At 60.0% G+C, this 11,916-nt stretch carries 12 protein-coding genes; 4 read left to right on the forward strand and 8 right to left on the reverse strand.

The window, feature by feature from the left end; genetic code table 11:
* Window positions 1–33: 33 nt before the first annotated feature.
* From bamJ to J3362_RS15065, 3 genes are all read right to left on the reverse strand, one after another.
* Complete coding sequence (gene bamJ / locus J3362_RS15055) at window positions 34–750, reverse strand: BamJ family beta-barrel-assembly machinery protein (protein ID WP_349520738.1); 717 nt, start codon at window positions 748–750, stop codon at window positions 34–36.
* Between the two features lie 124 nt (window positions 751–874).
* Window positions 875–1,261 carry a DUF4124 domain-containing protein gene (locus J3362_RS15060; protein WP_014575835.1) on the reverse strand — a complete coding sequence of 129 codons (387 nt, stop codon included), beginning with the start codon at window positions 1,259–1,261 and terminating at the stop codon, window positions 875–877.
* Window positions 1,258–1,815, reverse strand: coding sequence for a TIGR02444 family protein (locus tag J3362_RS15065; protein ID WP_349520740.1), 558 nt, complete (start codon window positions 1,813–1,815; stop codon window positions 1,258–1,260). Before J3362_RS15065 ends, J3362_RS15060 begins: the two co-directional genes overlap by 4 nt.
* 46 nt (window positions 1,816–1,861) lie before the next feature.
* On the opposite strand from J3362_RS15065, the gene J3362_RS15070 reads away from it, so the two are divergent.
* Window positions 1,862–3,805, forward strand: coding sequence for an ATP-binding cassette domain-containing protein (locus J3362_RS15070; protein WP_349520741.1), 1,944 nt, complete (start codon window positions 1,862–1,864; stop codon window positions 3,803–3,805).
* Window positions 3,806–3,811: 6 nt separating this feature from the next.
* On the opposite strand, the gene ppx is transcribed toward J3362_RS15070, so the two are convergent.
* Window positions 3,812–5,338: an exopolyphosphatase gene (gene ppx, locus J3362_RS15075; protein ID WP_349520743.1), complete on the reverse strand. Its 1,527-nt coding sequence runs from the start codon at window positions 5,336–5,338 to the stop codon at window positions 3,812–3,814.
* A 293-nt stretch (window positions 5,339–5,631) separates the two neighbouring features.
* Here ppx and trxA point away from each other — a divergent pair, with 293 nt between their 5' ends.
* On the forward strand, window positions 5,632–5,958 hold the full coding sequence (gene trxA / locus J3362_RS15080) for a thioredoxin TrxA (RefSeq protein ID WP_008169901.1): 327 nt from the start codon (window positions 5,632–5,634) through the stop codon (window positions 5,956–5,958).
* Between the two features lie 64 nt (window positions 5,959–6,022).
* Here trxA and J3362_RS15085 read toward each other — a convergent pair whose 3' ends face one another.
* Genes J3362_RS15085 through moaB form a run of 4 tightly spaced genes read right to left on the reverse strand, consistent with a single transcriptional unit; the run spans window position 6,023 to window position 8,554 of the window.
* Entirely contained in the window at window positions 6,023–6,469 is a 447-nt protein-coding gene (locus tag J3362_RS15085) for a molybdenum cofactor biosynthesis protein MoaE (protein ID WP_349520744.1), read from the reverse strand.
* A 1-nt stretch (window position 6,470) separates the two neighbouring features.
* Window positions 6,471–6,731 carry a MoaD/ThiS family protein gene (locus tag J3362_RS15090; protein ID WP_349520746.1) on the reverse strand — a complete coding sequence of 87 codons (261 nt, stop codon included), beginning with the start codon at window positions 6,729–6,731 and terminating at the stop codon, window positions 6,471–6,473.
* A 2-nt stretch (window positions 6,732–6,733) separates the two neighbouring features.
* On the reverse strand, window positions 6,734–7,948 hold the full coding sequence (locus J3362_RS15095; RefSeq protein WP_349520747.1) for a molybdopterin molybdotransferase MoeA: 1,215 nt from the start codon (window positions 7,946–7,948) through the stop codon (window positions 6,734–6,736).
* A gap of 33 nt (window positions 7,949–7,981) precedes the next feature.
* A complete protein-coding gene (moaB, locus tag J3362_RS15100; RefSeq protein WP_349520749.1) occupies window positions 7,982–8,554 on the reverse strand; it encodes a molybdenum cofactor biosynthesis protein B in 573 nt (190 codons plus the stop codon).
* Between the two features lie 364 nt (window positions 8,555–8,918).
* Between moaB and rho the strand changes: the two genes are divergently transcribed.
* Window positions 8,919–10,181: a transcription termination factor Rho gene (rho, locus tag J3362_RS15105; protein ID WP_148610051.1), complete on the forward strand. Its 1,263-nt coding sequence runs from the start codon at window positions 8,919–8,921 to the stop codon at window positions 10,179–10,181.
* Window positions 10,182–10,427: 246 nt separating this feature from the next.
* On the forward strand, window positions 10,428–11,915 hold the full coding sequence (gene ubiD, locus J3362_RS15110; RefSeq protein WP_349520751.1) for a 4-hydroxy-3-polyprenylbenzoate decarboxylase: 1,488 nt from the start codon (window positions 10,428–10,430) through the stop codon (window positions 11,913–11,915).
* Window position 11,916 lies beyond the last annotated feature (1 nt).

The following is an 11,916-nucleotide window of genomic DNA, read 5'->3' on the forward strand; positions in this document are numbered from 1 at the left end:
AGCCTCAGAACTGACAGCTGCCTGTCCGGGCGCTTAGTCTCCGGAGCCGGGGTTGATCTCGAGTAGCTCGACATCAAATACGAGGGTCTCGTTGGGGCCGATCGCCCTGTTGCCGCCCGGGCCGTAGGCCAGATCGGACGGGATGTAGAGCTTGTAACGGGCACCCTCGCTCATCAGCTGCAGGCCCTCGGTCCAGCCGGGAATCACCTGGTTAAGGGCGAAGGTTACCGGCTCGCCGCGCTCGCGGGAACTGTCAAATACTTCACCGGACAGCAGTTCACCTGTGTAATGCACCTGAACAGTGTCTGTTGCTGCCGGCTTTTCGCCGTCACCCTGCTCAAGCACTTCGTACTGCAGGCCGGACTCGGTGGTTTCCACACCTTCACGCTCTGCGTTCTCTGCAAGGAAGGCTTCGCCGGCATCCAGGTTCTTCTGGGCCAGTTCTTCCATCTGCTGGCCTTGCTCTTCCTGCAGCTGCTGCTGGTAGGTCATCAGGGCCTGCTGGATTTCCTCGCGGCTCATGCGCTTGGCTTCTTCATCGCCGGCATGGCCGTGCTGGATGCCCTGGAGGAACTGGTCCATTTGCAGGTTCGGCAGGTCGTTACCCATACGCTCACCGAGAACCAGGCCCATGCCATAGCTCACCTTCTGGTCGGTGGAATCCAGTTTCGGTTGTTCCGGGGCTTCGGGTGGTGTGGAACAGCCGGCCACAAGGCCGGTGACTGCCAGTGCAAGGAGCGTTTTCTTCATTGCATTATCCTTTAACGTCGGTGCTTGGGGCGGGGCCCCGCGTTGTGTTTGTCAGAACGCAGAAGGTAACGGGTTCCGGCATCAGATGCCACTGAACATGTGTTAAGAAACCGGACGTGTCAGCTCAGCTGCCGTTGGTGCCGGCAGCGGAAGGGCCCAGAGAGAAAGGTGCGCTATAGGGCGATTGCCAGTCTGTTTCCGGCTCCTGCGGTTGAATCCGGGGGAAGGCCTTGTCACGTCGCTCGATAGCGAGGGTGTTCCAGCGGCCCTGTTCGGGCGGCTGGTCAGCGTAGTGCCAGTTGCCGTCGGTATCCTGCCATTTGAACACGATCTCGGGACCCTCGGTAGGAATCGGGGACGGAACCAGTCCTTCAAACGCGGGAATCTCGGGCTGCTCGTGCTCTGCCACAGGTTCGGAGACCTGCTCCGGGTCGTTCAGACCGAAGAAAATCAGCAACAGCAACAACCCGAGAGCCGGGAACGAGAGCCGTATGAGCCATTTCATCATCATGGCTGATGGTCTCCCTTGGGAAAGTGGGCCAGAGTATCGGCCAGTGTATTCAGCAAGGGCCTTGCATCGTCCTCAATGGGTAAGGTCGGTGCTGCCGCAAACAGATTGTTGATGATCAGTGCGTCGCGTCCCTGCATGTCTGCGTGTTCCGGGTTGATGGTCATTAGCGTTCGCCAGCTCAGGGCCAGTTCAATCTGTTCGGCTTCAAGCTCCAGGCCGGCGATGCCGGTGCGAAGCTTCTGACAGTTATCGGCGCTACCGGGCAGCGATTTCCGCGCACTCCGGAGGGCAACGGTTACACGGTCGCGCCACTCTGTTACCGTAGCGTCCTCGACCCCGGCGAAGACCCTGCCAGAGAGTGCAAGCCAGGCCGCACTGAGAATCCGCGTTACGCTCCAGCCCTGATTCTGAAGGGCCAGGCAGCTGTCCTGCACGTCCGGACGTTTCCAGAACGCCAAAGCAAAACGCCAGAGCGGGTTCTCCGGTTCCAGATCTGCCGGCAATTCCAGCGGCGGTGTCGAGAAATCCGGGATGGTAGCCGAGCCGACCGACATAGGCGCTGTGCCTTCCCTGAACACTTTACGTTGATAAAATGAAAACATGTTAACGATAACCGATCTCAGTTTACAACGGGGCGGCGTCTGGTTGCTAGAATCCGTCAGCCTGACGGTGCAACCCGGCCAGCGTGTCGCGATAGTCGGTGCCAATGGTGCCGGCAAATCCAGTCTTTTCCAGCTCTTGCTGGGCCAGTTGGCCCCGGAGCAGGGCGCGGTCTCTCTGCCGGGTGGTTGCCGAATTGCCCACATGGCCCAGGAGGTCGAGGCCACCGAGCGCAGCGCCCGGGATTTTGTTCTTGATGGCGACCTGGATCTGCGCCGCCTGGAAGGTGAACTTGCCAGGGCCGAGGCCGCAGGTGACGATCATGCCATTGCCCGCATACACGGCGAGCTGGATGTGCACGAGGCGTGGTCTGCCGGCCGCCGGGCCGAGGCTTTGCTCCGCGGGCTGGGATTCTCGGACGAAGATGCGGACCGACCGGTATCGGCGTTTTCCGGTGGTTGGCGAATCCGCCTGAACCTGGCCCAGGCCCTGATGCGACCGTCCGATCTGCTGCTTCTGGACGAGCCCACCAACCACCTGGATCTGGATGCCTGTCTGTGGCTCGAGAATTGGCTGCGGCGCTATCCCGGGACCCTGCTGTTTATCTCCCACGACCGCGATTTCATGGATCGGGTCGCTACCCATGTCGTGCATTTCGATCGTCGTAACCTGGAACTGTATACGGGTAATTACTCAGCCTTTGAGGGTCAGCGCAGTGAGCGTCTGGCCCAGCAGCAGGCCGGTTTTGAACGCCAGCAGGCCAGGATCGCCGAAATCCAGCGGTTCATCGACCGGTTCAAGGCCAAAGCCACAAAGGCCCGCCAGGCCCAGAGCCGCGTCAAGGCTCTGGAGCGGATGGAGCGCATTGCCCCGGCCCATATCGACTCGCCGTTCAGCTTCGAGTTTCCGGTGGCCGAGAAGGTTTCCAATCCGCTGTTGTCGATACGCAATGGCAAGGCCGGGCACGGCGGTACCGCAATCCTGGACGGCATCAACCTGACCCTTTTGCCCGGCAGCAGGGTCGGTCTGCTGGGTCCCAACGGTGCGGGCAAGTCCACCCTGATGGATGCACTTCGGGGTGAGGACACCTTGATGTCTGGTGATCGTACCTGTGGTGAGCATCTGGCCATCGGCTATTTTGCCCAGCATCAGCTGGAATCCCTGGATCTCGATGCCAGCCCGTTCCTGCATCTTCAGCGGCTTTCCCCGAAGGCGTCAGAACAGAGTATACGGAACTTCCTTGGTGGCTTTGATTTTCATGGCGATGAAGCCCTGAGTGCCATCCGGTCGTTTTCCGGTGGCGAAAAGGCTCGCGTGGCGCTGGCCGTGATCGCGTGGCAGAGACCCAACCTGCTCCTGCTGGACGAGCCCACCAACCACCTGGACCTGGAAATGCGCCAGGCTCTCACCATGGCGCTGCAGAACTTTGACGGCGCTATTGTGGTGGTTTCTCATGACCGGCACTTGCTCAGGAACACCGTGGACGAGTTCTGGCTGGTCAATGATGGTCGGGTAACGGAGTACCAGGGCGATCTGGAAGACTATGAGCGCTGGCTGGCGGACCGCCGGAAAGACGAAACCGAGGCGCCGAGGAGAATGCCGGTCGGCCAGCAGGGGGCAGCCGAGGCCGCCGAGGCTGTGGGCGAGAGTGCCGAAGATCGGAAAGCGCGCAAGCGGGCGGAGGCGGCTCTTCGCCAGAAACTCAGCCCCTATCGTAAAAAACAGAGTGCCCTGGAAAGGGAAATGGACCAGCTTCAGCAGAAGCTGTCAGCTCTGGAAGAGCAGCTATCCGACCCTGACCTGTACGACGACAGCGGCAAGACCCGTCTGAAAGAGTTGCTGGCGGAGCAGGCCACCGCAACCGCCCGCCTGGAAGAGGTGGAGGCGCAGTGGCTTGAAGTTAGCGAAGAGGTGGAGTCCCTGGAGGCCGAGTTGGCTGGCTGAGCGCGCTCAGCCGCCGTTCAGTTCCAGAACAAAGTCCTGTTTGGCGAGATAGTCCCGCTCGTTTTCCAGGTCGGCCAGGGTCAGTGGCCTGTCATCCAGCCAACCGGAAGGAAACTCCAGCACCAACTTGTCTTTGTGTGCAGTCAGGGTGAAGGCCGGAGGCGATTCCATGTTGCGCGGGTGTTGAATCAGAACCGCCAGACGCACCAGAACGCAGAGGTAACGCAGCCTGGCAATGTCTTCCGGGTCCAGACCCTCGAAGATTGCCGAGGCGAATTTCCGCCGGTGGCCGCGCACCAGGGTGGCCAGGTCGCGCTGAAACTGCTGGGTGAAGCCGGGCAGGTCCGAGTAGCGTAACAGGTAGGCGCCGTGTTTATGGTACTGGCTATGGGAAATGGTCAGGCCGATCTCATGCAGACGGCAGGCCCAGCGCAGCACTTCTTCATCTGCCGGGGTGTTCAGGGCCCAGGCGCCGGCAACCTGCTGCCAGGCCGCCACGGCGGTCTCCTCAACGGCGGCGCCATGTTCCTGGTCAACATGGTAGCGCTCCTGAAGCGCGGAAATGGTTCGCTCACGGACATCCTCGTGCTGGATTCGCCCGACAATGTCGTAAAGCAAACCTTCCCGCAGAGCACCATCGGCGAACGCCATCTCCTTGATGCCAAGGGACTGGAATGCCCCCATCAGGATGGCAAATCCGGCCGGGAAGATGCTCTGGCGGTCCGAGCGTACGCCCAGATCGCCCAGTTTTTCTGTTTTACCCATGTCGACGAGCCGCTTGCGAAGCTCCTGCATGGCGGCGAGCGTAATGGTGCCGTCGGTGATCTTCAGGGTCGCCAATATGCTGGCAATGGCTTTGATCGAGCCGGATGAGCCCACCGCACTTTGCCACCCCACGGAGCGGTAATGTTGGCGGATGTTGAGCAGCTCCTGTTCGGCGTGGGTCACTGCCTTGTCCATCTGCCGCCTGGTTATCTTGCCGTCGGGGAAATACCGGTTACGGAACGACACGCAGCCCATGTGCAGGCTTTCAAGCTCCTGGGGTTCAAACCGCTGGCCGATGATGAATTCGGTGCTGCCACCGCCAATATCAATAACCAGCCGACGCCCGATGTCGTCGGACAGGGTATGGGAAACCCCCAGATAAATCAGGCGTGCTTCCTCGCGGCCGGCAATAATCTCTACCGGATAGCCCAGCACTTCTTCGGCCCGGGCCATGAACTGATGGGCATTGCGCGCCACGCGAAGCGCGTTGGTACCGACAATCTGCACCGCCTCTGGCGGCATCCCCTTGAGCCGTTGGGCGAAGCGTCCCAGACAGGCCAGGGCACGCTCCTGGGCGTCTTCAGTGAGCCGGTTGTATTGGTCCAGCCCGGCTCCGAGCTGAACCTTTTCTCCCATCTTCTCGAGGGTCCGGATTTCCCCATGCACTAGTCGGGCAACCACCATGTGGAAGCTGTTCGAGCCCATGTCGATGGCTGCGAGTACCTCGGATGAGGCGGCAGCGTTTTCGGCGGTGGATGCGGCCGTCACGTGGTCGGAATCCTTTTGAGATGAACGTGCGAGGTACTATAAGCGAAATCCCTCAGGCCTGTCAGTAACCGGAAAACCGCGCATTTGACTGGGGTCAGGCATGGATCGGTTCATACCGCTTCACATCCGGCTGATCAATCGCGTAAAGTATGTCTTACCGTGATTTGGGTGAAAGGTTGTCTGTATAACCCGGACAGCCTTCAGCGACAGTCAACAGCACCTGTGCCCGGCAGGTTATTCCCTGAAAGGGACATGCCGATGTGCAGCAGTAGTGCATGAATCAGGAAAAGGTAATGAGCGGAAATATCGTAAATGTAACCGACGCTTCTTTTGAGCAGGATGTACTGCAGTCCGACGTCCCCGTACTGGTGGACTACTGGGCAGAGTGGTGCGGCCCCTGCAAGATGATTGCCCCGGTGCTTGAAGAGATTGCCGACGAATACGACGGCAAACTGAAAGTCTGCAAGCTCAACATTGACGAGAACGAGCAGACCCCGCCGAAGTTCAACATCCGCGGTATCCCCACCCTGATGCTGTTCAAGAACGGCAACGTGGACGCCACGAAAGTCGGCGCACTGTCCAAATCTCAGCTGGCGGCCTTCCTGGACAGCAATCTCTGATTGCAGGCAGGTCACCAGAAACCGCCCCTGAGCACTGGTTCACGGGCGGTTTTTTTATGGCCAGTTACTTCCAGTCCTCGGAGCGCGCCCGATCGGATTCTTTCTGTTCCACCCAGTGCTCTCCGTCTGAGGTGATTTCCTTTTTCCAGAACGGAGCGGATGTCTTCAGAGCGTCCATGATGAACTCGCAGGCCGCGAACGCGTCCCCACGGTGGGCGCTGCACACCCCGACGAAGACAATCTGGTCGCACAGCGCGAGCCTGCCCACCCGATGAACCACCCGGGCCTTGCGCACATCCCAGCGCTTCGAGGCATCATCAATGAGCCCCTGGATCACCTGTTCGGTCATTCCGGGGTAGTGTTCCAGATAAAGCCCCGTAACACCCTGCAAGTCACCGCTGTCCCGCACCAGGCCGGTAAATGTTGCAATGGCGCCGGTGCCGGCGCCACTGTCACGCAGCGCCGCGTATTCAGCGGCCACATCAAAATCTTCAGACTGGACCGAAATCATCTCAACCTCCGGTGACCGGCGGGAAAAAGGCGAGCTCATCGCCGGCTTTCACCTCAGAGCCCGGTTTCGCCATGGCCTGGTTGATCGCAATCATAACCGGCTGGTCGCCCTGCAGCTGATCCCAGGGGCCGCCCTGGCTGGCCAGCTCTGCAATTACATCGCCCGCTGTCAGGCCAGGCCTGGCGTCGATAGCCAACTGGTCGGTTTTCAGGTCTTCGCGCAGACGGGCGAAGAAGCGCACCGTAATCGTGTTATCACTCATGGTCAGCTCAACAGTTCCGCAAACGAGTAGTAGGTTAGCAGGTCGCCGGGGCGGACCGTGCTGTTTTCAGGCACCACGGCCAGGCCGTCGGCCCAACAGGTAGAGCTTAGGATGCCGGAGCTCTGGTTGGGATATGCGGCCACCACCGGCCCGGATTCCCGGGGTTCCTTGCGCGCCCGGACAAACTCCCGGCGTACCGACGGCGATTCAATGGTAAAGTCTGCTGGTATCCGCTCGCCTGAGAGAGCTTTCAGGTTGCGTCCCTGGCGTTTCCGGATATAGGGCATGCCCACCATCAGGAAAGTGACCAGCACAGACCCCGGATTGCCGGGCAGTCCCAGCACCGGGGTTCCCCCGATGGCGCCAAAAGCCACCGGTTTCCCGGGCTTGATAGCCATTTTCCAGAGCGACAGACCGCCGGACTCCTCCAGCACTGCGCGCACGTGGTCCTCTTCGCCCACGGATACGCCACCGCTGGTAATAACCAGGTCAGCGGCCTCGGCCGCACGCAGCAGTGTTTCGCGGGTCGCCTCGCGCTGGTCCCTGAGTGTCTCGCACAGCACGACCTCACAACCGGCTTCGGTGAGCAGCCCCATCAGGCTAAAGCGGTTGCTGTTGTAAATCTGGCCCGGCCCGAGCGGCAAGCCAGGGTCCACCAGCTCATCTCCCGTTGACAGGATCGCGACTTTCAGCCGCGCCAGGACGGCGACCTGGGCAACGCCCATGGAGGCTAGCAGTCCCATCTCGTTAGGACGCACCTGTGTACCTTTAGCCAGAGCAAGATCGCCCCGGGTCAGATCCTGCCCCCGGCGGCGAATATTCTGCCCTTCGTCTACCTCCGCTTTTACAAGAATGCCGGAGTCCGTCACCTCAACCCGCTCCTGCATGACCACCGAATCGGCACCCTCGGGAATCTCGGAGCCGGTAAAAATGCGCGCAGCAGTGCCTGGTTCCAGGGGCTTCGGCGCTTCACCGGCCGGAATCCGGGCCGAGACGGGTATGGGCGCGTCGCCATGCAGATCCTGCTTGCGCAGGGCGTATCCGTCCACCGCACTGTTGTCGGCCGGCGGCACGTCAGCCGGGACATAGTGATTCTCGGCAAGGACACGGCCCAGGGAGTCGGCCAGGGCGACGGTTTCAATCTGCGTAACCACCGGTGCTTTCGCCAACAGGTGGTCCAGGGCATCTTCCAGGGGCGTGAGGTTTGGCTTGGCCATCAAATCTTAACTCCGATCGGGATGTCTTCTGCCTCAGCGCTTGGCGCGCTGTCCAATGACTTCGTTGAGTCGCGACATTGGCTTCTCGGGCTTGCGCAAGACCAGCCCCGAGAAATTGCACGGTGTGTGACGGCTGTCCAGCTGGCTGAGGAGAATGCCTTCCCAGCCGGTGCGGCAGGCACCGGTCGAACCCGGCAGGCAGAAAATCACCGTATGGTTTGCCATTCCCGCCATCGCCCGTGATTGCACGGTGGAAGATCCGATCTCGGCGGCGGACAGTCGACGGAATTCCTCACCAAAGCCCTCGACGGTCTTGTCCAGCAAAGGCCTGACGGCCTCCGGTGTGCTGTCCCGTTCAAGCAGGCCGGTACCACCGGTAATAATAACCACATGCACTTCCGGGTCGGCGATCCAGTTGGACATCAGCGCCCGCACCAGATAGACGTCGTCCGGCAGGATCCGCCGGGCGACCAGGTTGTGGCCGGCTTCGACCACGCTATCCTCCAGAAACTGCCCGGACGTGTCCTGTTCAGGCCCACGGGTATCGGAGACGGTCAGCAGGGCAACGTTCAGGGGTTTCATTTCGGTACTGGGTACACTGCTCATGGATGGGCTCCAGAATCGTTGAAAGGTTGTTATACGCCAGTATCGCCATCACGGGCTTCCAATGGAAGGGAGTAACCCATCAGGGGGAGGCGCCAAAGGCGGGTTGTGGCCGGTTTGGCGTGAAATTGCTGTTAATTTGTGCAGTGCACTTGACATTCGCCAGTCAGGTGGCCGATGATCGCTCTTGCCCGGCGAACGGTTGTTCCCACTCTCTGGCTTCAGTACCTTAATTCCGGACTCCATCTACACCGGTTGCTCCAACTGGCCAGCACCAAGTTCAGCGTTATTTTACGATCAATACGTTCAGGGGCACCCCTGTCATTCCAATACTCGTTTACTTCCATTCCTGAAAATCCAACAAACTATGAATCTTACTGAACTCAAGCAGAAATCCGTGCCCGAATTGCTCGATATTGCGCAAGAGATGGGCCTCGATAACCTGGCTCGTTCGCGCAAACAGGATGTGATCTTCACCATCCTGAAGAAGCACGCAAAAAGCGGCGAAGACATTTACGGCGACGGCGTACTGGAAATTCTGCAGGACGGCTTCGGCTTCCTCCGTTCCGCTGACGCCTCCTATCTGGCAGGACCTGACGACATTTACGTCTCCCCCAGTCAGATCCGCCGTTTCAACCTGCGCACGGGCGACACGGTCGCCGGCAAGATTCGCCCGCCTAAAGACGGCGAGCGCTACTTTGCCTTGTTGAAGGTCAGCGAGATCAATTTCGACAAGCCGGATAACGCCCGAAACAAGATTCTCTTCGAGAACCTCACGCCGCTGTTCCCGGACGAGCGTCTGATGCTCGAGGCCGGTAACGGCAGCACCGAGGATCTTTCTTCGCGAGTACTGGACCTGGTAGCGCCCATCGGCAAAGGCCAGCGTGGCCTGATCGTCTCTCCGCCCAAGGCCGGTAAGACACTGCTGATGCAGAGCATTGCCCAGTCCATCACCCGCAACAATCCAGAGTGCCATGTCATGGTACTGCTGATTGACGAGCGGCCAGAGGAAGTGACCGAGATGCAGCGCACCGTGCGCGGCGAGGTCATCGCCTCCACGTTTGACGAGCCGCCGGCCCGTCACGTGCAGGTTGCGGAAATGGTGATTGAAAAGGCCAAGCGTCTGGTCGAGCACAAGAAGGACGTGGTTATCCTGCTGGATTCCATCACCCGTCTGGCTCGCGCCTACAACACGGTGATTCCGTCCTCCGGCAAGGTCCTGACCGGTGGTGTTGACGCCCATGCCCTGGAAAAGCCCAAGCGCTTCTTCGGTGCCGCCCGTAACGTGGAAGAAGGCGGAAGCCTGACCATCCTTGCCACGGCGCTGGTCAACACCGGTTCCAAGATGGACGAGGTTATCTACGAGGAGTTCAAGGGCACCGGCAACATGGAGATCCATCTGGATCGCAAGATTGCCGAGAAGCGGACCTATCCGGCGATCAACATCCGCAGCTCCGGCACGCGTCGTGAGGATCTGCTGATGAGCGAGGCGGACATCCAGCGGGTCTGGATCCTGCGCAAGCTCCTGCACTCCATGGACGACGACACCGCCGCCATCGAGTTCCTGCTGGACAAGCTCAGGGACACCAAGACCAACGACGAGTTCTTCCAGTCCATGAAGCGTCGTTGATCTCTTCCTAGCTCGGACTAGCGCCTCTGGTTTTGGGGGCGGGCAGAGCCGGGGAGAACCTCCCCGGACACGCCGTGAACCCATCCCTGGGGGCTCGGCATTGCCATCCCTGGCAATGCACGGTCCGGGGAGGTTCTCGCCGGCTCCGCCGTTCAGACCAAGTGCGCGCAGCTTGTTCCAACTGCTTTAAAGCAGTCCAGCGACCACCGATCTCCGTAGTACTGGCATATCTGAACGGAGTAACCGATGAAATACAACGACCTGCGAGACTTCATTGACCAGTTGGAGAAGCTGGGCGAGCTGAAACGGATCAGCGTTGAAGTCGATCCCCATCTCGAAATGACCGAAATCTGCGACCGCACCTTGCGGGCAGGTGGTCCTGCGTTGTTGTTTGAAAACCCCAAGGGCTATGACATGCCGGTGCTGGCCAACCTGTTCGGGACACCGAAGCGGGTGGCGTTGGGCATGGGACAGGATAACGTCACGGCGCTTCGGGACATCGGTAAGCTCCTCGCGTTCCTTAAGGAACCGGATCCCCCCAAGGGTTTCCGCGATGCCATCGAGAAACTGCCGCTGTTCCGGCAGGTGATGCGCATGAGTCCCAAGGTGCTGCGTTCTGCGCCCTGCCAGGATGTCGTGATCGAAAAGGATCAGGTGGATCTGTATCAGATTCCGGTGCAGCATTGCTGGCCTGGCGATGCCGGGCCGCTGGTGACCTGGCCACTGGTGATTACCCGTGGGCCCCATAAAGAACGCCAAAATCTGGGCATCTACCGGCAGCAGGTCATCGGGCGCAACCGTCTGATCATGCGCTGGCTGAGTCACCGCGGTGGGGCCCTGGATTTTCAGGAGTTCCAGAAGGCCAACCCTGGCCAGCCTTACCCTGTTGCCGTGGCGCTTGGCGCCGATCCGGCGACCATTCTCGGGGCGGTGACGCCGGTGCCTGATACTTTGTCGGAATATGCGTTTGCCGGGCTACTGCGTGGCAGCCGGACCGAGCTGGTGAAGGCGGGGCTGAGTGATCTCCAGGTTCCGGCCAGTGCCGAGATCGTGCTTGAAGGGTTCATCTATCCAGATGACATGGCGCCGGAAGGGCCGTTTGGCGATCACACCGGTTATTACAACGAAGTGGACCACTTTCCGGTGTTTACCGTAGAACGTATCACCCATCGCAGGGCCCCGATCTATCACAGCACCTACACCGGTCGTCCGCCCGATGAGCCGGCGATTCTCGGGGTGGCTCTGAATGAGGTGTTTATCCCGATTCTGCAAAAGCAGTTTCCTGAAATTGTGGACTTCTATCTGCCGCCGGAGGGCTGTTCTTATCGGCTGGCAGTGGTGACCATGAAGAAACAGTACCCCGGCCATGCCAAACGGGTGATGATGGGGGTATGGTCGTTCCTTCGGCAGTTCATGTACACCAAGTTTGTGATTGTCACGGATGATGACGTGAACGCCCGTAACTGGGAAGACGTGATCTGGGCGATCACTACCCGGATGGATCCAACCCGGGATACCACGCTGGTGGAGAATACGCCCATCGATTACCTGGACTTCGCCTCGCCGGTTTCTGGCCTGGGTTCCAAAATGGGGATGGATGCCACCAACAAGTGGCCGGGTGAGACCACCCGGGAATGGGGTGAGCCGATCGCCATGACCGAAGACGTGAAAAAACGCGTCGACGAGATGTGGGATACCCTGGGCATTGAAAGTCCGGCATCCCGCCCCGACTGAT

The sequence above is a fragment of the Marinobacter sp. NFXS11 genome (assembly GCF_040148675.1).
Classification (GTDB): domain Bacteria; phylum Pseudomonadota; class Gammaproteobacteria; order Pseudomonadales; family Oleiphilaceae; genus Marinobacter.